Origin of the sequence: Limobrevibacterium gyesilva (assembly GCF_025989185.1) — a bacterium.
GTDB lineage: Bacteria > Pseudomonadota > Alphaproteobacteria > Acetobacterales > Acetobacteraceae > Limobrevibacterium > Limobrevibacterium gyesilva.
On the sequence record NZ_JAPDNT010000001.1, the window covers coordinates 662,128 to 686,668 of the forward strand.

20 protein-coding genes are annotated in these 24,541 nt (G+C 68.4%); 8 read left to right on the forward strand and 12 right to left on the reverse strand.

What is annotated here, in order from left to right; translation table 11 throughout:
* Positions 1–17 precede the first annotated feature (17 nt).
* Positions 18–611: a hypothetical protein gene (locus OL599_RS03220; protein ID WP_264712159.1), complete on the forward strand. Its 594-nt coding sequence runs from the start codon at positions 18–20 to the stop codon at positions 609–611.
* 352 nt (positions 612–963) lie between these two features.
* The gene (locus tag OL599_RS03225; RefSeq protein WP_264712160.1) at positions 964–1,674 is read left to right on the forward strand and encodes a Crp/Fnr family transcriptional regulator; all 711 of its coding nucleotides are present in this window, start codon (positions 964–966) and stop codon (positions 1,672–1,674) included.
* A gap of 20 nt (positions 1,675–1,694) precedes the next feature.
* Here the strand turns inward: OL599_RS03225 and OL599_RS25985 are convergent, their stop codons facing one another.
* Positions 1,695–3,395 carry a S8 family serine peptidase gene (locus OL599_RS25985; RefSeq protein ID WP_347403178.1) on the reverse strand — a complete coding sequence of 567 codons (1,701 nt, stop codon included), beginning with the start codon at positions 3,393–3,395 and terminating at the stop codon, positions 1,695–1,697.
* Here OL599_RS25985 and OL599_RS03235 point away from each other — a divergent pair.
* Both OL599_RS03235 and OL599_RS03240 read left to right on the forward strand, forming a co-directional pair.
* Positions 3,315–5,009 carry an adenylate/guanylate cyclase domain-containing protein gene (locus OL599_RS03235; RefSeq protein ID WP_264712161.1) on the forward strand — a complete coding sequence of 565 codons (1,695 nt, stop codon included), beginning with the start codon at positions 3,315–3,317 and terminating at the stop codon, positions 5,007–5,009. The two genes, OL599_RS25985 and OL599_RS03235, sit on opposite strands and share 81 nt — an antisense overlap.
* A 55-nt stretch (positions 5,010–5,064) precedes the next feature.
* On the forward strand, positions 5,065–6,075 hold the full coding sequence (locus tag OL599_RS03240; RefSeq protein ID WP_264712162.1) for a phosphatase PAP2 family protein: 1,011 nt from the start codon (positions 5,065–5,067) through the stop codon (positions 6,073–6,075).
* Positions 6,076–6,087: 12 nt separating this feature from the next.
* On the opposite strand, the gene OL599_RS03245 is transcribed toward OL599_RS03240, so the two are convergent.
* Both OL599_RS03245 and OL599_RS03250 read right to left on the reverse strand, forming a co-directional pair.
* Positions 6,088–7,119: a zinc-dependent alcohol dehydrogenase gene (locus OL599_RS03245; RefSeq protein ID WP_264712163.1), complete on the reverse strand. Its 1,032-nt coding sequence runs from the start codon at positions 7,117–7,119 to the stop codon at positions 6,088–6,090.
* A gap of 1 nt (position 7,120) precedes the next feature.
* Positions 7,121–8,857, reverse strand: coding sequence for an acetolactate synthase catalytic subunit (locus OL599_RS03250; protein WP_264712164.1), 1,737 nt, complete (start codon positions 8,855–8,857; stop codon positions 7,121–7,123).
* A gap of 187 nt (positions 8,858–9,044) precedes the next feature.
* Between OL599_RS03250 and OL599_RS03255 the strand changes: the two genes are divergently transcribed.
* Entirely contained in the window at positions 9,045–10,004 is a 960-nt protein-coding gene (locus OL599_RS03255; RefSeq protein ID WP_264712165.1) for a DMT family transporter, read from the forward strand.
* A 135-nt stretch (positions 10,005–10,139) separates the two neighbouring features.
* On the opposite strand, the gene OL599_RS03260 is transcribed toward OL599_RS03255, so the two are convergent.
* The 4 genes from OL599_RS03260 to OL599_RS03275 are packed head-to-tail and all read right to left on the reverse strand — an operon-like array spanning position 10,140 to position 14,747.
* Positions 10,140–11,210 (reverse strand): BMP family ABC transporter substrate-binding protein, encoded by a 1,071-nt coding sequence (locus OL599_RS03260; protein WP_264712166.1) that lies wholly within the window; start codon positions 11,208–11,210, stop codon positions 10,140–10,142.
* 19 nt (positions 11,211–11,229) lie between these two features.
* Entirely contained in the window at positions 11,230–12,159 is a 930-nt protein-coding gene (locus OL599_RS03265) for an ABC transporter permease (RefSeq protein WP_264712167.1), read from the reverse strand.
* A complete protein-coding gene (locus tag OL599_RS03270) occupies positions 12,152–13,228 on the reverse strand; it encodes an ABC transporter permease (RefSeq protein WP_264712168.1) in 1,077 nt (358 codons plus the stop codon). The genes OL599_RS03265 and OL599_RS03270 overlap by 8 nt, the downstream gene beginning before the upstream one ends.
* The gene (locus OL599_RS03275; RefSeq protein ID WP_264712169.1) at positions 13,218–14,747 is read right to left on the reverse strand and encodes an ABC transporter ATP-binding protein; all 1,530 of its coding nucleotides are present in this window, start codon (positions 14,745–14,747) and stop codon (positions 13,218–13,220) included. Before OL599_RS03275 ends, OL599_RS03270 begins: the two co-directional genes overlap by 11 nt.
* A gap of 183 nt (positions 14,748–14,930) precedes the next feature.
* On the opposite strand from OL599_RS03275, the gene OL599_RS03280 reads away from it, so the two are divergent.
* Positions 14,931–15,560, forward strand: coding sequence for a sulfotransferase family protein (locus OL599_RS03280; RefSeq protein ID WP_264712170.1), 630 nt, complete (start codon positions 14,931–14,933; stop codon positions 15,558–15,560).
* 43 nt (positions 15,561–15,603) lie between these two features.
* On the opposite strand, the gene OL599_RS03285 is transcribed toward OL599_RS03280, so the two are convergent.
* Genes OL599_RS03285 through OL599_RS03305 form a run of 5 tightly spaced genes read right to left on the reverse strand, consistent with a single transcriptional unit; the run spans position 15,604 to position 21,156 of the window.
* Entirely contained in the window at positions 15,604–16,632 is a 1,029-nt protein-coding gene (locus OL599_RS03285) for an ABC transporter ATP-binding protein (RefSeq protein ID WP_264712171.1), read from the reverse strand.
* Positions 16,633–16,635: 3 nt separating this feature from the next.
* Positions 16,636–17,634: an ABC transporter ATP-binding protein gene (locus OL599_RS03290; protein WP_264712172.1), complete on the reverse strand. Its 999-nt coding sequence runs from the start codon at positions 17,632–17,634 to the stop codon at positions 16,636–16,638.
* A complete protein-coding gene (locus OL599_RS03295) occupies positions 17,631–18,536 on the reverse strand; it encodes an ABC transporter permease (RefSeq protein WP_264712173.1) in 906 nt (301 codons plus the stop codon). The genes OL599_RS03290 and OL599_RS03295 overlap by 4 nt, the downstream gene beginning before the upstream one ends.
* Before the next feature lie 4 nt (positions 18,537–18,540).
* Entirely contained in the window at positions 18,541–19,491 is a 951-nt protein-coding gene (locus tag OL599_RS03300; RefSeq protein ID WP_264712174.1) for an ABC transporter permease, read from the reverse strand.
* Positions 19,492–19,536: 45 nt separating this feature from the next.
* On the reverse strand, positions 19,537–21,156 hold the full coding sequence (locus tag OL599_RS03305) for a peptide ABC transporter substrate-binding protein (protein ID WP_264712175.1): 1,620 nt from the start codon (positions 21,154–21,156) through the stop codon (positions 19,537–19,539).
* A 264-nt stretch (positions 21,157–21,420) separates the two neighbouring features.
* Here OL599_RS03305 and OL599_RS03310 point away from each other — a divergent pair, with 264 nt between their 5' ends.
* Together OL599_RS03310 and OL599_RS03315 are read left to right on the forward strand one after the other, a co-directional pair.
* On the forward strand, positions 21,421–22,749 hold the full coding sequence (locus OL599_RS03310) for an NAD(P)/FAD-dependent oxidoreductase (protein WP_264712176.1): 1,329 nt from the start codon (positions 21,421–21,423) through the stop codon (positions 22,747–22,749).
* 198 nt (positions 22,750–22,947) lie between these two features.
* The gene (locus OL599_RS03315) at positions 22,948–24,513 is read left to right on the forward strand and encodes an ABC transporter substrate-binding protein (RefSeq protein ID WP_264712177.1); all 1,566 of its coding nucleotides are present in this window, start codon (positions 22,948–22,950) and stop codon (positions 24,511–24,513) included.
* Positions 24,514–24,541 lie beyond the last annotated feature (28 nt).

A 24,541-nucleotide genomic window follows, 5' to 3' on the forward strand; every position in this document is an offset into this window, starting at 1 on the left:
TTTTCTTCCTCCTGTGAATGCGTTCACTGCGCGCGTTGGCGCGCGGCGGCATTTTGCACCCCATCAGGCAGGCGGATTTCGGCGACATCGTGAAGCCTCCTGAAGCCGGACAAACCCGAACACAGTCCGCTCAGCGCGGACAAGCAATGGAGAATCCGATGAACGCGAAACTGTTGGCGACGGTTGCCGCCCTGGGTCTTGCAGTGGCTCCGGTTCTGGTCGTTGGCGCTGGTGCCGCCACGCGCATCACGGGACAGGGCGCGGGAACGGCGGTGCTGGCCGAGCGTGACGGCGGCGGCGAGGGTGGCACCCTGCGGTTCGGCGAGCGCGACGGCGGCGGCGAGGGCGGCACCCTGCGGTTCGCCGAGGGCGCCAATGGCGGCCGAGGCGACATCAGCCGGTTCGGCGAGCGCGACGGCGGTGGCGAGGGCGGCACGATGCGGTACGCCGGTGCTGAGACGCCGACCTACGGCACGAGCAAGCAGTTCGCCGGCGCCGAGACGCCGACCTACGGCACGAACAAGCAGTTCGCCGGTGCCGAGACGCCGACCTATGGCACGAACAAGCAGTTCGCCGGCGCCGAGACGATCACCGACAAGCTGATGGCCTGACGACACGATCCCGCCGCGGGGATTCCCGGCACACCGAGGACAACAACCAGGAGGACGGCAATGCTGGCAACACTCCTCGTCGCACTCGTTGCCTTGCTGGTTGCCGTCGTCTGCGGCGCTCTGGCAGCCCCCCTGACGGTCAAGCCCGAGGATGGGACGCGCTGGCACCAAACGCGGTAACGCCCGCCGGCCACGGCGCCCAACGACAACGGTGGCACAATGGCGATGACGCATGTTGGGAGGGGCTGATCCATGCGGATCAGCCCCTTCTTCACGCGCCAGCCGGCGATTCCACCGCGCCCGCGGATGCTCTAGGCTGCGGCGCCTTGTCCCCGAAACCGTGGGCGGTGCGATGGCACGTTCGGCGCCGGCAGGCGATCTCGATGAAGCTGTCCATGGCCTGATCGGAAAGAACCCGATCCTGGGCAGCCTTCCGCCTGAGGAGCGGCGCGTCCTGGTTCGCCGGTCCGCGGTCCTGACATTGGAAGCGCGCGAGCCGCTGTTCGCCGAGGGTGACGAGGGGCGGGCGCTGTACGTGGTACTTCAAGGCTTCGTGAAACTGGCTTCGACGACACCCAGCGGGCGCGAGGTTATCCTGAATGTCGCGGGCCCCGGCAACGTGTTCGGCGAACTGGCCGTGCTGAACGGCTGGGCGCGGGCGGCCAGTGCCGTCGCCCTCTCGCCATGCCGGCTGCTGTCGATCGATGGGCGGATGCTCACGCAGGCGCTGGCAAAGACGCCGCAGGCGATGCTCGCGGTGATCCGGCTGCTCAGCGAACGACTCAGCGCCACGACCGCACAGATGACCGATGCCGTCGACCTGCCGGCACCGGCCCGCCTGGCCAAGGCGTTGATCCATCTGGCGTCGCTGCACGCGCGCGCCGACCCGGATGGCCTGTGCATCGGCCTGCGGCTGTCGCAGCAGGAACTCGGGGCACTCACCGGGCTGACCCGCGAGAGCATCAACAAGCACCTTGCACATTTCCGTGACGCCGGCTGCGTACGCCTCTCCGGCCGCGACATCACGGTCGTCGATCTCGGTGCGCTGCGGCAATATTTGTGACGCGATGCGCGACGGCGCGCTCACGGTGGCGGGAGGGCCAGCGCCCGCACCGCCGCCGCGGCATCGATGATGCCATAGCCGACCCGGTCGTCCCGGCCGGAGGTCTCGGTCTTCCGCGCGGTGTCGAGAAGCAACTGCTTCAGGTGAACGGGCGGCCAGGTCACGGGATCGACCCGGCTGCGCAGGGCCGCCACCACGCCGGCCGCCAGGCCCGAGGCGGCCGACGTCCCGCTGTTGCCCGTATGCGCGTCATGGTCTTCGCGGAACTCGCTCGGCGCGCACAAATCCGGCTTGTCGACATCGAGGTTCGGCTGGCCCGGTCCCTGGGACGAATAGCCGAGCCACGTGGTGTCGCAGCGAACGGCGCCGACCGTAAGCACACGCGGATGCGAATTGGCGCCGAGGATGCTGCGCCCGGGGCCGCGATCGTTGATGCCGCAGCGCAGGTCCGGGCAGAACGGCCCGCAATTGCCGGCGCAGAAGACGACATCGATCCCGGCACCGGCGGCATCGCCTACCGCGAGGTTGAACGGGTGGGCCGGGTTGTCGCTATAGCTTTCCGGCGGGATTTCCGTCCTGCGGTCATAGATCGCCCAGGCATTCACGAACACCCATGGGCCGGGAAACCGGCCGTGCGCGCGGAAATGCGCGATGTCGCGGAGCATCTTCAGCCACACGGCGAGCGCGTCGCCGAGAAAGACCTCGATATCGGGAATGCTGGGCGGCAGGCCCGGAACACTCGGCGGTATCAGCGGGCAGTCGAAAATCCGGGCCTTCGGCGCTATATCGAGAATATTGCGCACCATCATTGCGGCATGAGGCTGCCTGCCCTGTCCGGGCGCCGGGCTGCCCGTCGTGCGGGTTCTCCAGCCGCCGGCGAAGTTCGCGATGACGCTGGCGTCCACGCCCTGGTCGACCACCACGACGTTGACGCCGTGGCCAGTGAAGCCATGGCGCGCGAGCGCGCCCTTGCCGATCAGCTCTCCCGCCGCACGCCTGTTGGAGAACAGCGCGGGCATCGGCTGGCCCGGGCACCAGTGCTCCGCGAGCGCGAACGGAATGTCCACGCCCATGCCGACGAAGCCCGAGAGCTGCTCCGTCAGGAATCCCGCAAGACTGATCATCAGGTCCTTGCTGAATGCGCGATCCAGGCCGATGCCGAGCAGGACGGAGACGACGAGCTTGTCGACCGCCACCTGCTCGTACGGGCCGTCGGCGGCGCTGAACTCCCAGTCGGACGGCAACGCCGCAATGTCCGTGAGCGCAATCGACTCGCCGTGTTTTCTGTTGAACGCGTCGAAGGCAGGCTGCAGGTACTCACGTACCCGGCCCGGGTCCTGATAGGCTGCCAGCAGGTCCGGCGAGGCGGTCAAGACAATGATTTGCCTGATGACGTGCGTGATCACCACGGATCCTGCTCCCCAGGTCGCGCCGAATATCCCGGCGGATGCTGCATCGGGTCGCCAAAACGTCACGGCAGGCAATAGCACAATGGAATATCGTTGCGCCATCACGCGTTCGCGCCATCGCCGGCATAGGCGCGCGTGATGGCCGCCCGCGCAGGCTCCGGCGAGGCGACCCGCGGCAGGCGCCGGCTCGCGGCGGTCGCGTTCGCCGATATCGTCGGCTACTCGATCCTGATGGCGACGGACGAGAAGCGGACGCACGCCGCCTGGATGAAGATCCTCAAGGATGTCATCCGGCCGAAGGCGCAGCGGCATCACGGAATCGTGGTGAAATTGACCGGAGATGGCATCCTCGCCGAATTCGCAAGCGCGCTCGACGCGGTCGAATGGGCGCAGGATGTGCAAAGATCCGTGAACGCGGTCCCCGATGATGCGGCAGACGACGCGCCGCCGATCGCGCTGCGCATCGCCGTCCATGTCGGCGACATCGTGAGCGATCACGGCGACATCTATGGCGACGGCGTCAATGTCGCCGCACGGCTGCAGGAGTTCGCCAAGCCGGGCGGCATCGTGCTGTCCGAGGCGGTGTACGACCTGGTGCGCGGAACCGCCGGCGCCGGCGCCCGCGATCTCGGCTATCAGTATCTGAAGAATTTCGAAAAGCCGGTGCGGGCCTACGCGCTCGGCGCCGACGTTCCGGCGGCCGCCCATCCGGTCGGCGCCCGGCAAGGGCCGCTGCCGTCGATCGCGGTGCTGCCGCTGCAGAATCTCGGCGGCGATCCCGCCGACGCCTATTTCGCCGAAGGCATTGTCGAGGACATCGTTGTCTCGCTGGCGGGTCTTGGCGAGCTGCTGGTCATTTCGCGCGCATCGACGCTGACCTACCAGGGGCGACAGCCCGATCCGCGCGAGGCCGGGCGCGCGCTGGGTGTTCGCTACGTGCTGATGGGCAGCGTCCGCCGGTCGCCGCGCCTGATCCGCGTATCCGTGCAGCTCTGCGATGCCACCAGCGGCGCCAGCCTGTGGGGCGAGACAACCGAGGTGCCGCCTGGCGAATTGTTCGATGTCCAGGACCGGATCGTCTGGAAGATCGTGGCCGGCATCGCGCCGAACGTGCGCGCGGCGGAGTTGCGCGCGGCGCTGCGCAAGCGGCCGGAAAGCTTCACCGCCTATGACTACACCCTGCGCGGATTGCACGTCCTCAACAGCCTGGACCACGCCACCTTTCCGCAGGCGCGCGTGTTCCTGACAAAGGCGATGGCCGAAGACCAGTATTTCGCCATGCCCTTCGCGTGGCTCGCCTGGTGGCACCTTCTGCTTGTCGGGCAAGGCTGGTCGGACCATCCGGATGACGACATCGCCCAGGCCGGCGCGATGGCGGCGCGCGCGATCGAGCTGGACCGGCAGAACGCGCTCGCACTGGCGATTTACGGACACGTGAAGTCGTTTCTGTTTCATGATTGCGATATCGCCATGATATATCTCGACCAGGCATTGTCGGCCTGCCCGAACAGTTCGCTGGCGTGGCTTCTGTCGAGCGTCACGCAGGCCTATCTCGGCCATGGCGAGGAAGCGGTGCGGCGGGCCGAGCACGGCCTGCGGCTGTCGCCGTTCGACCAGTCGCTTTTCCTGACGCACAACATCCTGTGCATCGCGCATTACGTGAACGGCGCCTATGAGGAGGCAGTCAAGTGGGGGCGGCTGTCGCAGCGGGAGAACCCGGCGTTCACCGCAAATCTCCGCATCCTCATTGCATCCCTGGTGGCTGCCGGGCGGCTCGACGAAGCGCGCGATGTGGCGACGGATCTGATGAAGCTCGAACCGGACTTTCGCATCGGCGAATGGGAGAAGACCCGACATCCGTTTCGTCATCCGCACATCCGGGCGCAGCACGTCGAGCGGCTGCGCCGGGCGGGGCTGCCGCAATAGGGCACGGCGGCGGCGCCGCAGTCGCCGGAACCGCAACAATGCAAGGAGGCACGCCATGGGGATCGGTTCGGCAGGCACCGGCGGGACGGGCGGAACCGGCGGCACCGGGGGCACCGGGGGCACTGGCGGCGCGGACGCCAGCGCCGGCGTCATCCTGACAGGCGGGCCGCTGAAGCGGCCCATCGGCACCTCGCCGGCGCTGGCCAAGGTCGGAACCGAGCCGCTCTGGCGTGGCAACGACTGGCCGCCGTCCGATGTGGGGCCGGATCCCGCAGACTTTGCGGGGGACTGGCGCAATGCCGACCCGCCGGCCACCAGCAATCCGAAGCGCAATTTCCTGAACAGCCCGTGGACCGCCTACTACTACGCGATCGCCGTGCTGGCCGAGTTCGCGCGGACGCAGAACTGGAGCGCGATCGTCCTGAACCTGAATCCGATTCCGAATGCCGCGGGCGTCGCAGGCGAACTCGACGAGCTTGTGGCGCTCATCGAATATCGTGAAGGCGTGATGAACGAGGCGCTGGCGCAGAACGACACCATGCATGGCTATTTCGGCGGCGTGCTCAGCTACACGGAGCAATCGCATCCCTACACGCAAGGGCTGGCGAAGGTCGCGGAAGTGGTGGGGCTGTTCATGGCCATGCGCCACAAGGCACTGTTCAACCGGCCGCGCCCGTCACGCCTGTCACCCAAGCTGATGCCGCCGATCGAGGTGCCGGGGCACGCGTCCTACCCGAGCGGGCATTCGACGCAGAGCCATTTGATCGCGATGTGTCTTGCCCAGGTGATGCCGCAGGCGGCATGGGAGGCGATTGACCCGGCGACAGCGAATCCGATCCTGGATACGGACGGGCTGCCGACCGGCCCGCTGTTCCGGTTGGCGGAACGAATCGCACGCAACCGCGAAGTGCTGGGCCTGCATTATCCATCCGACAGCGCGGCGGGCCGGGAACTGGCCATGAAGACGTTCCCGTTGCTGATGAACGGTGCAACCGGAACCTTCGCCATGATCAAAGCCAACATAGGCTTCGACTTCATCGCCGCAGCCCAGGACGAATGGACCTGACCGACGCGCCGCTTACGGGCGGAGGATCACTTTCGAGGCGGCGCGCTGGCGGGCGAGTTCGAAACCTTCCAGACCGCGGTCCAGCGGCAGGCGGTGCGTGATCATCGGCCGGTATGCCTCCGGATCGCGGGCCATCAGCGCCAGCACCCGGTCCCAGGTGGCGCGCGCGCTGCCGTGGCTGGCACGAAGCTGGTGGCGCATGCGGACGAAATCGGTCAGCGGCAGGCTCAGCGGCCCCGGATGGATGCCAGCCACCACCAGCACGCCGCCGCGCTTCAGCACCGACAGGCCCTCGTTGACGCTGGGCGGGGATCCTGTCGCCTCCAGCACCACATCGACCGGGCGGCCCTTGGTGGCGGCCAGCACCAGGTCCTTGAGCGGCGCCGCGGCGACGTCGAGCAGCTCGGCGAAGCCGAGCCGGCGCAGCACGTCGAAGCGGGGGATGTCCGCGCGGCCGGCGACCAGCACGCGGCTGGCGCCGGCCGCGCGGGCCATCAACGCGATGCCCTGGCCGATGGTGCCGGGGCCAAGCACCAGCACCGTATCGCCCAGGGTGACGCCGGCCGTCAGGACCGCCTCCGCACCGACGCCCAGCGGTTCGGTCAGCGCGGCGAGGTCGGTGTCCACGCCGTCCGGCAAGGGCAGGCAGCAGGCGGCGGGCAGGTTCACGCGGGCCGCGAAGCCGCCATCGGCAGTGAGCCCATGGACGGCCTTGCGCTCGCAGTTGCGGGCGTCGTCGCGCCGGCAGGCGGGGCAAACGCCGCAGGCGGCCGACGGCATGACCGCGACCTTGGTGCCCTCGACCAGCATGGCGCCCGGCCCGGCGGCCAGGATCCTTCCGGCGAATTCGTGGCCCATGGTCAACGGCAGATGCGCAACCATGAAGCCGTAGCCGTCGGTCCACTCATAGGCATGCACGTCGGAGCCGCAGATGCCCGCCGCCTCGACCTGCACGACCACCTGCCCAGGCCCTGGCGGCAACGGCTCCGGGGCTTCGACCAGCTCCAGCCCGAAGCCCGGCTTCGTCTTGCGCAGGGCCAGCATGTCAGAACGGTTCCGGGAAGCGGCCGGCGAAGACGGTGATCGGCGGCTTCGCGTCCGGGTCGGTGATGACGTCGATCAGCGCGGGCGCGTTCAACGCCAACGCCGCATCGAGCGCGGCCGCCACGTCCTCGCCCCGCCGCACCTGCACGCCATGCACGCCGCAGGCCCGGGCGATGGCGGCATGGTCCACGTCGGTGAAATCGCAGGCGATGGTGTGCTCGCCGAACTTCGCGTCCTCGGCGTGCTTCTGGTAGCCGAGGATGGTGTTGTTCAGCACGATCTGCACGACGGGCAAGGCAAGCCGGCGCAGGGTCTCCAGCTCCGCCCAGGTATGGGCGAAGCCGCCGTCGCCGGCGACGCACACCACGCGGCGGTCGGGCGCGGCCAGCTTCGCGCCGATCGCGAGCGGCAGGCCCCAGCCAAGACCGGCCAGGCCGCGCGGGGTGAGGAAGCGGGCGCCGGCACGCCGTGCGGTCAGGTAGTTGCCGATCCAGATGGACGAATAGCTGGCATCGGCCACCACGATGTCATCCGGCTGCAGGCGGCGGTCGAGCTCGGCCATGACGCGCTCGGGGCGCACCGGGCCGCCGTCGCGGGTGCTGACATTGGCGACCAGCTTGCGCCAGGCGGCGAGGCCGGCCGCAATCTCGCGCGCCAGCGCCGGGCGGGCGGCCGCACGGGCGGACAGGTCCTGCGCGGCCATGGCAGAGTTCAGGGCAGCCAGCGTCACCTTGGCATCGCCCACCAGCCGCTCCGCCTCGTAGTTCCGGCCGACCTCCATGGAATCCATGTCGAGATGGATGAAGCGCGCATCGCCGGGGAACAGCTTCCAGCTGTCGGTGCCGTTCTGGTTGGTGCGGTTGCCGATCAGCAGCACGACGTCGGCGCGGTCCACCATCGGCTTCAGGGCGTGGGTGCGGCTGCCCGGGCCCATGAAATAGCCGACGATCCCAAGGCTCAACGGGTGGGTCTCATCCACCGCGCCCTTGCCCATGACCGTGGTGGCGACCGGCAGATGGGCGGCCTCCTGCAAGGCCGCGAGCTGCGCGGCCGCGCCGGACAGGTGCACGCCGCCGCCGGCGACCACCAGCGGATGCTTCGCCTGCGCCAGCATCGCGGCGGCGCGCGCAACCGCCGCGGGATCGGCGACAATGCGGTCGAGCGGATAGAAGCCAAGGCGGGCGCGGCGCGGCGAGGGCGGCGGGGCGGCCTCATCGAGCAGGTCGACAGGCACCAGCAGCACGGCGGGACCGGGCCGGCCGGAGGCGGCCGCGGTGAAGGCCATGTCCACGTAGTCTTCCAGCCGGCTGGCGCGGTCGATGCGGCGGACCCATTTGGCCACCGGCTCGAACATCCGGATGTGGTCCAGCTCCTGGAAGGCGTTGCGGTCGGTGGTGTCGCGGGTGACTTCCTGCACCAACGCGACGATGGGGACGGACACCTTCAGCGCCTCCGCCAGCGGCGGCACCAGCAGCGTGGCGGCCGGCCCGTTCTGCGCGGTGACGACGCCGACGCGGCCGGAAATGCGGGCATAGCCGTCGGCCATGGCGCCGCCGGAATTCTCCTGGCGATACACCGCCTGGCTGATGCCGACATGCGGGGCGGCGAGGTGGAAGGCGGAGGGCAGGCTCTGCCCGAAGGCGATGGTCACGCCATGGCGGGCGAAGGCTTCCGCCAGCCGCATGGCGACGCTGGCGTTCACGCCGGAGCCGGCGGCTGCGGAGGGGATGTCGGGCACGGGACGTTTCCTCGGGCTTGTTTGCCGGCGACTATAGCAGGGGCCGGTTCCCAACAAATCGCCCACGCGACGCAGGCAGTCCGCGCAATGCAGCCCCTCGGCAGTGGCCGCAACATCCGGGGGGCGCGCGCCGCGGGCCGGCCCTATGGTCCCGCCCGACGCCACCATCCCAGGATCGGACCACACCATGAGGCCGCAACAGGCTCCCGCGATGGGCGGAAGCGAATGGGCGATGCTGCTCGCACTGTCGCTGCTATGGGGCGGGTCGTTCTTCTTCTTCAAGGTGCTGGTGAACGAGCTGCCGCCGTTCACCGTGGTGCTGGGGCGCGTCGGGTTCGCGGCCCTGGCGCTCAACCTGTTCCTGCTGCTGCGCCGGGACCCGATGGTGCGCTCGCTGCCCTGGGGGGCCTTCGCCGTCATGGGGCTGCTCAACAACATCATCCCGTTCAGCCTGATCGTCTGGGGCGAGATCCACATCTCCAGCGGCCTCGCCTCGATCCTGAATGCGACGACGCCGATCTTCGGCGTGCTGGTGGCGCATGTGCTGACGCAGAACGAGCGGCTGACCTGGCCGCGCGGGGTCGGCGTGCTGTGCGGCTTCCTCGGCGTCGCGGTGCTGATCGGCCCGGCGGCGCTGGCCGGCCTGGGTGCCGGCGACGTGGCCGGCGAGGCCGCCTGCCTGCTCGCCGCCATCTCCTACGCCTTCGCCGGCATCTATGGCCGCCGGTTCAAGGGCATTCCGCCGCTGAAGGTCGCGACCGGCCAGATCACCGCCAGCACCATCCTGCTGCTGCCGGTGGCCGCGCTCACCGACCGGTTCTGGACCCTGCCGATGCCGAGCCCCGCCGCCTGGGCATCCTTCGCCGCGATCGCGCTGCTGTGCACGGCCATGGCCTACATGCTGTATTTCCGCATCCTGGCAACCGCAGGGGCGACCAACCTGCTGCTGGTGACGTTCCTGCTGCCGATCAGCGCGCTGCTGCTGGGCAGCATGTTCCTGGGCGAGCATATCGCCCCACGCGCCTTCGCCGGCATGGCCCTGATCGGCCTCGGACTGGCGGCGATCGACGGGCGGCTGCTGCGGTTTTCGGGGATGTGGGCAAGGACCAGGGCTCTGCCGTCGTCGCGCAAGCGGCGCGCCGGATAGCCCCGCCAAAGGCCGTAGGCCTTTGGAAACCCGTTACTCTCTTGGCTCCGCGCATCGCGCGAAGGCGCGCGACGGACTTGACTGGGGTCGAGGGGCAAAGCCCCTCGCCTTCATGTCCCTTCGCCCGGACCCGTCTCAGATCTTGCCCTGCACGCCCTCGACGAACCACTTCATCTCCGCGATCTCCTTGTCGGACATCGCGGCCCCCGCGGCGACCTTTGGCTTGCCGGACTGGTCCATGATCGGGCCCTGGAACGGCTTGAGGCTGCCGTCGGCGATCTGTGCGATCTTCGCCGCCGCCTCCTGGCGCACCGCGTCGGGCACGGCGGCGTTGTAGGGCGCGAGCTTCACCATCCCGTCCTTGAAACCGCCCCAGGTGTCGCCGCTGGTCCAGGTGCCGGCCATGGCGGCCTTCACGCGGCCCACATAATAATCGCCCCAGACATGGGTCACCGCGGTCAGGCAGGTCTTCGGGCCGTATTTCGCCATGTCGGAGTTGTAGGCGACGGTGAACACGCCCTTCTCCTCGCCGACCTGGGCGATGGCGGTGGAATCGGTGTGATGGGTGATGACGTCGGCACCCTGGGCGATCAGGACATCGGCCGCCGCCCGCTCCTTGCCGGGATCGAACCAGGAGCTGGTCCAGACGACCTTCACCTGCGCCTTCGGGTTCACCGAGCGGGCGCCGAGCGTGAAGGCGTTGATGCCCTGCACCACTTCGGGGATCGGGAAGGCGGCGACATCGCCCATGATGCCGGTCTTGCTCATGCGCGCGGCGATCATGCCGGCGACGTAGCGGCCTTCGTAGAATCGGGCGGAATAGGTGGCGACGTTGGCGGCGCGCTTGTAGCCGGTGGCATGCTCGAAGCGGATCTTCGGGAACTGCTGGGCCACCTTCAGCGTCGGGTTCATGTAGCCGAACGAGGTGGCGAAGATCAGCTCGTTGCCGTCGCTGGCGAGCTTGCGAATGACCCGCTCGGCGTCGGCCCCTTCCTCGACGTTCTCGACATAGACGGTCTTCACCGCGGACCCCAGGGCGGCGTCCACCGCGCGGCGGCCGAGCTCGTGCTGGAACGACCAGCCGGCGTCGCCGATCGGCGAGACATAGACGAAGCCCACCTTCATCGGGCCGGCCGCGGCCGCGGTGCGGGCAGCCAGTCCGGCGGCGGGGGGGGCGAGCAGGAGGGTGCGGCGTGACAGCAACATGGGCAATGTCCCCTTGGAACTAGGCGGCTGGGTTGAACGGCTTGCCCAGCGCCGCGGGGGCGTTGAGCTTCAGGCGGACCCTATCGCGCGAGATCAGCACCAGCACAATGATCGTCGACAGATAAGGCAGCGTCGCCAGCAACTGCGGCGAGACCGAAAGGCCCAGCGCCTCGGCCTGGAAGCCGGCGATGGTGACGAAGCCGAACAGCCAGGCGCCGACCACCAGCCAGCCGGGCTTCCAGGTGGAGAACACCACCAAAGCAAGCGCGATCCAGCCGCGGCCGGCCACCATGTTCTCGGTCCACATCGGCGTATAGGCAAGCGAGAGATAGGCTCCGGCCAGCCCGCTCATCGCGCCCCCGAACAGCGTGGCCAGCACGCGGATGCGGATGACGTGGTAGCCGAAGGCGTGCGCCACGTCGTGCGATTCGCCGACGGCGCGCAGGATCAGGCCGGCGCGGCTGCGGTACAGGAAGCGGTGCACCAGCACCGGCGCCACCAGCGACAGCCAGACCAGCGGGTCGATCAGCAGCACCTGCTGCAGCAGCGGCCCGGCGGTGCTGAGCTCCGGGAACAGGGTGGTGGCGAGGCCCTGGATCGGCTGGCTCTGGTAGCTGTTGCCCACCAGGGCCGAGAAGCCGACACCGAAGATGGTCAGCGCCAGGCCGGTGGCCACCTGGTTGGCGCGCAGCCCGAGCGTGAGGAAGGCGAAGGCGGCGGCCATGGCGGCTCCGGCGAGCATGGCGGCCAGCAGCCCCCAGGCGAGATTGCCGGTGGCCACCGCGGCGATGAAGCCGGTGACGGCGCCGACCAGCATCATCCCCTCCAGCCCGAGATTCAGCACCCCCGCGCGCTCGGCGACCAGTTCGCCCAGGCCCGCCAGCACCAGCGGCGTCGCCGCGCGCAGTGTGGCGACCAGCACGGCGAGCAGCATGGCCGCGTCATGCATGGCGCGGCGTCCGAGGGACGATGCGGACGCGGTAGCCGATGAACACGTCCGCGCCGAGCAGGAAGAACAGCAGCATGCCCTGGATCACGCCGGTGACGGCCAAAGGAAGCTGCTGCGAGATCTGCAGCCCCTCGCCGCCGAGATACAGCAGCGCCATCAGCAGCGCGGCGAACAGGATGCCCACCGGATGCAGCCGGCCCAGGAAGGCCACGATGATCGCGGCGAAGCCGTAACCCGGCGAGATCACCGGCAGCAGCTGCCCGATCGGGCCGGCCACCTCGCAGATGCCGGCAAGCCCGGCCAGCCCGCCGCTGAGCAGCAGGCAGAACCAGACCGTCCCGGCCTCGGAGAAGCCGGCATAGCGGGCGGCCCCGGGCGCGAGCCCGACCACGCGGATGCGGAAGCCGACCATCATGCGCCCAAGCAGCAGGCTGCCCAGCGGCACCGACAGCAGGGCGAACACCGCGCCCAGATTCACCCGCGTCCCTTCGATCAGCACCGGCAGCAGCGCGCCAGGCTCGAACAGCGGCGTCTGCGGGAAGTTGAACCCCTCCGGGTCCTGCCAGGGCCCGTGTACCAGCCAGCCGAGGACCTGCACGGCGGTGTAGGACAGCATCAGCGTGACCAGGATCTCGTGCGCGTTGAACCGCGTTCGGAGAAACGCAGCGACGGCGGCCCAGGCCATGCCGCCGGCGACGCCCGCCAGCAGCATCAGCGGCAGCAGCCACCAGCCGCCGTCGGGGCCGAAATACAGCGCGACGCCGCCGCCGCAGATGGCGCCGATGATGAACTGCCCCTCGGCGCCGATGTTCCAGACATTGGCGCGCACGCCGATGGCGATGCCGATGGCGCACAACAGCAGCGGCGTCGCCTTCAGCGCCAACTCGGCAAGGCCGTTGACACTGTCGAGCGGGGACAGGAACAGCGCGTGCAGCGCGGCCAGCGGGTCGCGGCCCATCAGCGCGAACAGGATGCCGGCGCCGAGTGTCGCCAGCGCCACCGCCAGCAGCGGGGCCAGCGCCGACATCAGCGGCCAGGGGCTGGTGCGGGGTTCGAGGCTAAGCCGCATGCGCCGCCTCCGGCATCATGCCGCCCATCAGCAGGCCGACCGCATCGACGGTCGTCTCCGCCACCGGGCGCGGCGGCGACAGCCGGCCGGCATGCAGCACGGCGATGCGGTCGCAGATCTGGAACAGCTCGGCCAGGTCCTCGGACACCAGCAGCACGCCGACGCCGGTGGCGGCGAGGTCGATCAGCGCCTGATGGATGGCCATCGCGGCGCCGACATCGACCCCCCAGGTGGGATGGGCGGCCAGCAGCAGCCGGGGAGCATGGCCGATCTCGCGGCCGATGATGAATTTCTGCATGTTGCCGCCCGACAGGCTGCCGGCCGGCGCGTCCGGCCCGGGGGCGACGACCTTGAACGCCGCGATGACATCGGCGGCGAAGCGGCGCAGCCGGTCGAAGCAGATGAAGCCGTGCGGCGCGAGGTCGGGATCGGTGGCGGTCAGCAGCGCGTTCTCGGCCAGCGACAACTCGGCGACGGCGCCGCGGCCCAGCCGTTCCTCCGGCACGAAAGCCAGGCCCAGGCGGCGGCGTGCCGCCACACCCAGGCGGCCGACGGGACGCCCGGCGATGGTGACGGCGTCGGCGCGGGCGGCCAGCGTCTCGCCGGACAGGGCCGCCAGCAGCTCCTTCTGGCCGTTGCCGGCGACGCCGGCGATGCCGAGGATCTCGCCGTCACGCAGCGCGAACGCGATATCGCGCAGCCCGGTGCCGAACGGGTCATCGGACGGCAGGCTCAGGCCGCGCACGACCATGCAAGGCGGGCCGGCCGGCGCCCGGCCGGGATCGCGCCGCGTCTGCGGCAGGCTGCCGCCGATCATCATCTCGGCCATCGCGGCGGGGGTGGCCGTGCGCGGATCGCACTCGGCCACCACCCGTCCGGCGCGCAGCACCGTGGCGCGGTGGCACAGTGCCTGGATCTCCTCCAGCTTGTGGCTGATATACAGGATGCTGCAGCCCTCGCCGGCCAGGCGGCGCAGCATGGCGAACAGCCCCTCGGTCTCCTGCGGGGTCAGCACCGAGGTCGGCTCGTCCATGATCAGCAGCGACGGGTCCTGCAGCAGGCAGCGCAGGATCTCCACGCGCTGCCGCTCGCCCACTGACAAATGGTGCACATGGCGGCCCGGATCGACGGCGAGGCCGTAGCGGGCGGCCACGTCGCGCAGGCGCGCGGCCAGCGCCGCCATGTCCTGGCGCGTGCCGAGTCCCAGCGCGATGTTCTCCGCCACGGTCAGCGTCTCGAACAGGGAGAAGTGCTGGAACACCATGCCGATGCCCAGGGCGCGCGCCGCATTGGGATCGGAGATGGCGACCGCCCTTCCCTGCCAGAGGATCTCGCCCGCGTCCGGCGCCGCGACGCCGTAGATGATCTTCACCAGGGTGGACTTGCCGGCGCCGTTCTCGCCCAGCAGGGCATGGATCTCGCCGGGCAGCACCGCAAGGTCGATGCCGTCATTGGCGATGGTGGCGCCATAGTGCTTGGTGATGCCGCGCAATCGCAGCCGCGGAGGCACTGGGTTCATGGCGCGGCGGCCGCCTATCGGCACAACGGCAGGGTCGGCCGGAACGGCCTGAGGGCAGGGCCATCTGTCATGGCGGGAAGCACTACCAGCAGGACCATGCCGGAGGGAATAGCCGGGGCCGGTCGTTTGCATGCAATGGCCGCCACGCTACTTTGTCGCCGACGAGAACGAAGGGAGGCCGCAATGTCCTTGTCCATCATCGGCGCGGGCTTCGGCCGGACCGGCACGCTGTCGCTGAAGCAGGCGCTGGAGCGGCTCGGCTTCGGCCCGTGCCACCACATGGAAGAGGTGCTGAAGACGCCGTCGCAGCTTCCGCTGTGGCAGGCCGCGGTCGCGGGGCAGGCGGTGGACTGGGACGAGGTGTTCGCCGGCTACGGCGCGATGGTGGACTGGCCGGGCAGCCATTACTGGCGGCAACTGGCCGCCGCCTACCCCCAGGCCCGCGTGATCCTGTCGGTGCGGCCGGAGGAAAGCTGGTGGGCGAGCTACGCGAAGACGATCATGGCCCTGCTGGAGATGCGCCAGGACGTTCCCAATCCCTATGTGCGCGGCGTGCTGGAGATGGCCCACGCCATCATTGCCGAGCAGACATTCAACGCGCCGCCGGGCGACCGCGAGGCAGCGCTGTCCGCCTACCGGCAGCGGACCGAGGACGTGAAGGCCGCGATCCCCGCCGACCGGCTGCTGGTGTTCGATGTCGCCGAAGGCTGGGCGCCGCTATGCGCGTTCCTGGGCGCGGCCGTGCCGGATGCGCCGTTCCCGCGCACCAACTCGGCCGACGAGTTCTGGGAGCTTGTCCGCGGCGCGGCGTGACGCGGTGGTGGAACCCGCTATTTGTCTTCCGCTCACCTGCGATTCAACTTGATGGCACGCGCTCGCGCGCCTGTCCGCCAGCCCCCTGCAGCGCGAGATCATCGCGAATGCACGCCTTGAAGTGGCCAGGCCGAATTTCGCGGAAGGCCGGTTGCTGTTCCGCGCAGGCCGGCAGCGCATAGCGGCACCGGGTACGAAACACGCAGCCCGAAGGTGGGGCGACCGGACTGGGGATGTCGCCTTGCAGGATGATGCGTTGCCGGCGGACGGTCGGGTCCGGATCCGGGGCAGCCGAGAACAGCGCCTCCGTGTACGGGTGCTGCGGGTTGGCGAACAGCGCATCCGTGTCGGCAAATTCCATCAGCCGCCCCAGATACATCACCGCAATCCGGTCGGAGATGTGGCCGACCACCGCGAGATCGTGGGCAATGAACAGGATGGTGAGGCCAAGCTGCTCCTTGAGGTCCAGCAACAGATTGACGATCTGCGCCTGGATCGAGACGTCGAGCGCCGAGACGGGCTCGTCGGCCACAAGGAAGGCGGGCCGCAGGATCAGCGCGCGGGCGATGCCGATACGCTGGCGCTGGCCGCCGGAGAACTCATGCGGGTAGCGGCTGGCATGGGCGGATGACAGCCCGACCATCTGCAGCGCCGCTTCCACCTGCCGGTGCCGTTCGGCCGGCGGCATGGTCCGGTCGTGGATGGCGAGCGGAGTCAGCAGGATGCGCTCCACGGTCATGCGCGGATTGAGCGATGCGAACGGGTCCTGGAAGATGAGCTGCATCGCCTGGCGGATCGGGCGCATCCGCCGGCGCGTGAGATGGGTGATGTCCTGGCCACGGAAGACGATGGACCCGCCGGTAGGGGCGTTCAGCCGCAAGACGGTTCGCCCGATCGTGGTCTTGCCGGACCCGGATTCGCCCACCAGGCCCAGCACCTCGCCCTTGCGGACGGCGAAGGACACGCCGTCGACGGCCTTCACGTATTGATGGATGCCGCCGAACAGACCGGCCCGGACCGGGTACCAGCAGCGCAGGTCGTGGACCGTCAGGATCTCTTCGACAGGAGGCATCGCTCAAGCCCCTGCGGGCGCGATGTCGCGCCAGCGCCGGCAGCGAACCAAGTGGCCCGGTGCCGTGTCTTCGAGCTCCGGCAACGTCGTGTCGCAAACGCCGGCGACGGCATGCGGGCAGCGCGGCCGGAACGAGCAGCCGGCGGGCAGCTCCGCAGGATCGGGGACGTTGCCGGGTATGGCGTCGAGCCGGCGCCTTTGGTGCTGCCCGGCAGGCAGGCGGGGCACGGAGCGCAGCAGGCCCTGGGTGTACGGCATGAGCGGGCTGGTCAGCAGCGGGACGGTGCCGGCCTGCTCCACGATGCGCCCCGCATACATCACCATCACGCGGTCGGCGATATCGGCGACCACGCCGAGATTATGGGTGATGAAGATCACGGACATGCCGGTCTGCTGCTGCAGGCGCTTCAGCAGCTCGACGATCTGGGCCTGCACCGTGACATCCAGCGCCGTCGTGGGCTCGTCCGCGATCAGCAGGTCGGGTTCGCAGGACAGCGCCATGGCGATCATGACGCGCTGGCGCATGCCGCCGGACATATGGTGCGGATAGCTGGCGAGCCGCTGGCGCGCATCGGGGATGCCGACGGTGTGGAGCAGCTCCGCTGCCCGGTCCAGTGCAGCCTGCCGGCCAATCTGGCGGTGGCAGCGGATGGCCTCGGCGATCTGTTCGCCCACGGTCTTGACTGGATTGAGGGAGGTCATCGGCTCCTGGAAGATCATGGAGATGCGATTGCCGCGTATGGCACGCATGTCTTCTTCCGGCAGGGCGAGCAGATCCGCCGCGCCGAACCGGATGCGACCCTCGACCCGGCAGCCGCCGCCGCGGGGCGTCAGGCGCATGATCGACAGGCCGGTGACGCTTTTGCCGGAACCGGACTCGCCCACCAGCGCCAAGGTCTCGCGCGGGCGCACGACGAACGAGACGCCGTTGACGGCAGGAATGATGCCGGTGTCCGTCCGGAAGCGAACGCGGAGGTCCTCGACCTGCAGCAGCGGCGTCATGCGATATCCAGGCGCGTGTCGAGCGCATCGCGCAGACCGTCACCCACGAAGTTGAAGCTGGTCACCGCCAGGGTGATGGCGATGCCCGGGATGATCGCGAGCCATGGCGCGGTGCCCAGGTATTCCTGCGCATTCTCCAGCATGTTGCCCCAGCTCGGCGTGGGTGGCTGGATGCCGTAGCCGAGGAAGCTGACATAGGATTCCAGCAGGATTGCCCGCGCGACGTTGAGCGTGGCCGCGACAACGATCGGCGCCATCGCGTTGGGGATCAGCTCGCGCAGCATGATGTGGAGATCGGACGCGCCGAGCACTTCCGCGGCGATGGCGAAATCACGGTCCCGCAATGCCCGGATCTGACCTTCCACGACGCGCGCCACCTCCATCCAGGCGGTGGCGGCAACGATCAGGGTGATCGACACCACGCTCGGGGTGACGAACGCCGCGAGCGCGAGCAGCAGGAAGATCGTCGGGAAGCACAGCACGGCGTCGACGAAGCGCATCAGCGCCACGCCGACCAGACCGCCATAATATCCGGCGACCGCGCCGACCAGCGTGCCGACCAGCGTGCTGAGCGCCATCGCCGCGAAGCCGACAGTCAGCGAAACGCGCCCGGCCATCAGCAGGCGGGCAAGCTGGTCGCGGCCCAGCGGGTCCGAGCCGAGGATGTGCGGCCCCGCGAATGGCGGCTGGAAGCGGTTGCGGACATCGATATGCAGGTCGTCGAACGCGATCAGGTGCGGCCCGACCGCCGTGAAGAACACCAGCAGCACGATCACGACGAGCCCGAGAATGGCAAGGCGGTGCCGCATGAAGCGGCGCAGCGCCCGGCTGCGCGCACGTCTCGACGGCGCCTCATCCGCCGCCCTGGCAATCTCCCTCGGGCTGTCAGCGACATCGCTCATGGCGTCAGTCCAATCTGATACGCGGATCGGAGGCGGCGTAGAGCAGGTCCGCCATCAGGTTGCCCAGCAAGACGAGCACGGCCGAAAACATCAGAACGCCCATCACCATCGGATAGTCGCGGTAGCCGATGGAGTCGAGGAACAGGCGCCCCATGCCGGGCCACGTGAACACCGTTTCCGTCACCAGGGCGCCGCTGAGCAGCGTGGGGAGCTGCAGGCCGGCAATGGTGATCATCGGCAGCAGGGCGTTGCGGAAGGCATGGTCGATCAGGACGCTGCGCTCCCGCAAGCCCTTGGCGCGGGCGGTGCGGATGTAGTCCTGGTTGATCACTTCGAGCATGGAGGACCGCATGTACCGACTCCAGATCGCGACCGTGACCAAAGCCAGCACCAGGGAGGGCGCGATCAGGTGGTGGGCAAAGTCCAGGAACGAGCCGTCGCCGACGGTGTACAGGTTGCCCGCCGGAAGCCAGGCCAGCTTCACCGAGAAGATGTAGATCACGACAAGGCCGAACCAGAAGGTCGGGATCGACAGGGCAATCATCGCGCCCACGGTGGCGAGGTAGTCGAACAGGGAATAGCGGCGAATTGCGCCCAGCACGCCGACCCATGTTCCCAGCAGGACCGCGATGATGGTGGAACTCACCATCAGCTCCAGCGTGGCGAACAGGTGCGAGCCGATCACCAGCAGGACCGGCTGGGTGTCGCGGTAGGACCGGCCCCAGTCGCCCACGAGCATGCGGCGGAACCACTCCCAGTATTGCACCGGCAGCGACCGGTCCAACCCCATCTGGTGGGCAATGCGCGCGAGATCGGCCTGCGTCAGCCCGGGCACGAGCGCGAACTGGGCCAGCGGCCCGCCTGGCGCCAGATGCAGCACGGTGAAGGCGATGACGGACACAAGCCAGAGAAGGATCAGGTTCTGGCCGAGCCGGTGCACGAGGTAGCGCGTCAATGCTCCATCCCTGGCGGCGTGATCAGATCCCGGCCGCGCCCGGCGTCACGTCGCCCAGTACCACTCGTTGACATTCCAGCAATTGGTCTGGGTGTTGATGTTGGGGCGGTAGCCCTTCAGCTTTGCCTTCGTCCCCTCTACCGTCGTGTACTGGAAGATCGGCAGGATCGGCAGGTCATTGCGGATGATCGTCTGCACCTGCTGATAGATCGCCTTGCGCTTTGCCTGGTCGGGGGTCGACGCGCCTTCCTGCAGCAACTTGTCCACTTCCGGGTTGGCGTACTGCATGGTGTTGTTGCCCGCACCACCCTTGGCCGGCACGTTATTGCTGTCGAAGTAATAGGCAACGTCGGGATCCGGCCCGACCAGGAAATCCTCGCCGACCATCACGGAGTCGTATTTCGACATGGAGAAATAGTCGCCCCAGATCACGGCGGCCGGCATGTTCTTGATGGTCATCGCTGCGCCGATGTCCCGCCAGTTCTGCTGCAGAAGCTGTTGCGCCTGCTCGCGCACGTGGTTGCCGGCCGTGGTCGAGTTCGTGAACTCAAGGCGCAGGCCGTTCTTTTCGCGCACGCCGCCGGCGCCGGGCTTCCAGCCCGCGGCGTCGAGGATCTGCTTCGACTTGTCGGGGTTGTAGTCCTGCACGGGAAGATTGGGGTTATAGGCCCAGGACTGCTTGGGCAGGTAACTGTCCGTCGGCTTCGGCAGGCCGTAATAGATCTCGTCGATGATGCTCTTCTTGTCCATGGCGTAGTACAACGCCTCGCGGACCGCCCGGTCCTGGAACACCGGGCGGCCGAGATTCATCGTGATGCTCTCGACGAAGGCTTGCGCGATCGGCGAGACAACGCGGTCCGCCAGCCCCTTCGCCTCGTTGTAGTGGTCCGGCGTGATGCCCTGGATGCCGATATAGTCGATGTCGCCGGTGCGGAACTGGGTGAACAGCACCGTCAGGTCGGGGATGTATTTATAGGTCGCACGCTCCAGGTACGGCCCCTTGCCGAAGTAGTTCGGATTGGCCAGCAGCGTGATGTGATCGCCGGACTGGCGCTCGCCCCAGCGGAACGGGCCGGTCCCGACCGGTGCGTTGTTGAACGGCGTGGTGTTCGGGTCGGACGCATTGGCCAGCAGGTGCTGCGGAACCATGAACGTCCAGGCCAGGATCGACATGTATGGCGCGTATGGGCGTTCCATGCGCCAGGTGATCTCGGTGGGGCTGACCACCTTCACGTCGCGGATCAGCTCATGGCCGGTCCGCCGGCCGGCGCGGAAATTCGGATTGTTGTTGAGTTCCAGGCTGAACTTCACGTCATCGGCGGTGAAAGGCGCGCCGTCGTGCCACTTCACGTCGCCGCGAAGCTTGATGCGCCACATCAGCCCGTCGGCGGAGATGCCGCCGTTCTCGAGGCTCGGCACCTCGGACGCGAGCTGCGGGGTGAAGTTGCCGTCGGGATCGACGCCCCAAAGCGGGTTGTAGAGACTCCACCACACACCCTGGTCGACCTCGATGGCGATCATCAGCGGATGGAAGACGGTCGGCTCCTGGGACAGGCCGATCACGACCTGTCCCGTCGGCTTCGACGGCGGCGCGCCGCCGGCAGCCTGCGCCCAGGCCCGCCGGCCCAGCAGTCCGGCGGCGCCAGCGCCGAGGCTGAGCGACATGACGGCGCGTCGGGAAAGATACGGACTGGCGCCAAATGGATCGGTGGAATTGCGGCCGAAACCCGGCAGGCATAGCCGATCGCGTCCCATCGTGAACCCCCTGCATTTTCGCGGTCCAGGCACGTCGGGCAGGCGGTCACAATGACGTAGACGCTGCGGCGGAGCCAAGAACTATCTGCCGGACACCTGGGTGGTTCACGGAATTGATTGCGCCGCGCGGCGTTATCGGGCTTTCCTGACGCCAGGTTCTGACACGAGGCAAGCATGGGCCCGCAGGTCGATCCGGTGCAGTCCGACGCGCAGCTTCCCTCCCGCACCGGCGTCGTGGTCGTCGGCGGCGGCATCATCGGCACCAGCACCGCCTATTTCCTGGCCGCCAAAGGCGTTCCGGTGGTGCTGTGCGAGAAAGGGCAGATCGCCGGCGAGCAGTCCAGCCGCAACTGGGGCTGGGTGCGCAAGCAGGGCCGTGATCCCCGGGAGCTCCCGCTGATCATCGAAAGCCTGCGTCTGTGGCAAGGCATGAACGCCACCACCGGGGCGGAGACGGGGTTCCGCACCACCGGCATCCTGTATCTGTGCGAGACCGACAAGGACGTGGCCGAGCGAGAAGCCTGGCTGGAATATGCCCGGCTGCACCAGCTGGACACCCGCATGATCGGACCCGACGAGGTCGACGCGTTGGTGCCAGGCGCCACGCGGCGCTACAAGGCCGGGCTGTATACGCCGAGCGACGGACGCGCCGAACCGCAGAAGGCCACGCCGGCCATCGCCGAGGCCGCGCGCCGGGCCGGCGCCCTGGTGTTCGCCGAATGCGCCGTTCGCGGCATCGAGACCGCCGGCGGGCGCGTGGCCGCTGCCGTGACCGAGAGGGGGCGGATCGCCTGCGACTCCGTGGTGTTGGCCGGCGGCGCCTGGTCGCGCCTGTTCTGCGGCAATCTCGGCGTGGCGTTGCCGCAGTTGAAGGTCCGGTCGTCGGTGATGCGGACGGCTCCGCTGCAGGGGGCGCCGGACGTTGCCGCCGTGGGGCACCGCTTCGCGTTCCGTAAGCGGCTGGACGGCGGCTACACGATTGCCAACGGGTTCAGCACCTATGCCGAGATCGTCCCCGACAGCTTCCGCCTGTTCTTCGACTTCCTGCCGGCGTTGCGGCTGGAATGGGAGACGCTGCACCTGCGCCTCGGCGAGCGCTTCATCGAGGAATGGCGCACACCGCGGCGCTGGCCGCTCGACCAGTCAACGCCGTTCGAGGCGGTGCGCATGCTGGATCCGGCGCCGGTCGAGGGCGACCTGGCGCAAGCGCGGTCAGCCCTCTCCAACGCCTTCCCCGCCTTTGCCAACGTGGCGGTCGCCCAGCAATGGGCGGGGCTGATCGACGTCACGCCGGATGCGGTTCCGGTCATCTCGCCGGTGGACTCACTGCCCGGCTTCTTCGTCGCCACCGGGTTCTCGGGCCATGGTTTCGGCATTGGCCCCGGCGCCGGGCGGTTGATGGCCGATCTGGTGACCGGCGACGCGCCGGTCGTCGACCCAAGCCCGTTCCGGCTCTCCCGGTTTGCCGACAGGCCGCGACCGCGGCCGCATGCCGGATTGTAGCCGACCGGTCCGGGCTGCCCAGCGGACGTTGAAAGGCGGGAATGTCGCCTGATATGCTCCCTTCGCACATCGGCGCATCAACGGCTGCCAGCATGGATGTTCGCGGAGCCTGACTCCGCGATGTCCGGAGTGGGATCGTCGCCGGGCGCCGCTCGAACCGCGTAGCGTGCCGACAAACCAGAACAAGGAGGGTCCGCTATGAGACACAGGTTTATCCTGGCCTGCGCCGCCTGTCTGGCGCTCGCCCCCGCCATCGGCGGCGCCCGGGCCGATACCACGCTGGTGATCAGCATGGCGGCCGACCCGACGGGCCTCGACCCTGAAGCGGTGGAGAACAATACCTCCGGCTTCGTCATGGCCACCATCTACGATACCCTGACGAGCTACAAGCCTGGCACCGTCGAGGTCGCACCGGGCCTCGCGCAAAGCTGGGACATCGCGCCGGACGGGCTGACCTACACGTTCCATTTGCGCAAGGGCGTGAAATTCCATGACGGGACGCCCTTCAACGCGGCGACCTACATCCAGACTCTCGATCGCCAGCTGAACAAGAACGATCCCAACTACATCTACAATACCGGCCCGGTCGAGAGCTACATCGACTTCACCTTCGAGTCCCTCGCCTCCTACCGTGCCGTCGACGACGACACGGTCGAGTTCAAGATGAAGCAGCCTTCCGCCGCATTGCTCGCCAGCCTGGCGATGGTGTGGAACGGCGTGGTCAGCTATCCGGCCGCCGCGAAATACGGCAAGGAATACCGAAACCACCCGGTCGGCACCGGCCCCTTCATCTTCCGCGAATGGCGCCAACGCGACCAGGTCGCGCTCGACGCCAATCCCGACTACTGGAAGGGCAAGCCGAAAGTCGATCACCTCGTCTTCAAGGAGTACCCGGACGCGCAGGCGGCGCTGCTCGCACTGAGGCGCGGCGAAGTGCAGATCATGGGCGACGTGGCCACGTCGGTGATCTCCTCGATCCGCAGCGACACCAACCTCACCCTGCTGACCCAGCCCGGCCTGACGGTCAGCGGTCTCGGCCTGCCCAACGAAGTCCCGCCGTTCAACGACAAGCGGGTTCGCCAGGCGCTGAACTACGCCGTCGACAAGGATGCCATCAACAAGGCGCTGTACCAGGGCATGGCCGCCACCCTGATCTCGCCCTTGCCGGAATCGCAGTGGGGATACGACAAGGACACCAAAGGCTATCCTTATGATGTCGCAATGGCGCAGAAGCTGCTCAACGAGGCAGGCGTGAAGCCCGGCCTGAAAGTCGAGCTGCTCGCATACAGCACGCCGCGCGGCTACAACCCCGCGGGCCCCGACCTCGCGGTCGCATTGCAGGCCTACCTGAGGAAAGTCGGCATCGAGGCCGACGTCCGCAAGCTCGACATGGGCGCCTTCCTTGCCACCGTCCGATCCGGCAAATACCCGGGCATGTTCCTGACCGGCTGGAGCGGCGACAACGGCGACCCCGACAACTTCGTCGGCGCGCTGTTCAACTCCAAGGGCATGCCGATCAGCGATACCGTCCACTACAAGAACCCCGAGGTCGACAAGATGATGGACGAGGCCGCCGCCGTCAGCGATCCCGCCAGGCGCCTGGCCATATACAAGATCATCCAGCAGAAGATCATGGACGACGCGCCGTGGGTATTCGTGAACTCCACGCTGCAGGTTCGCGCCATCCGCAACGAGGTGAAAGGCTTCCAGCTGAACCCGACGCAGATGTTCTTCGACATGGAGCAGGTGTCGCTGCAGCAGTAGCGCCACGTCCTTTGTGCGAAATGAAGGG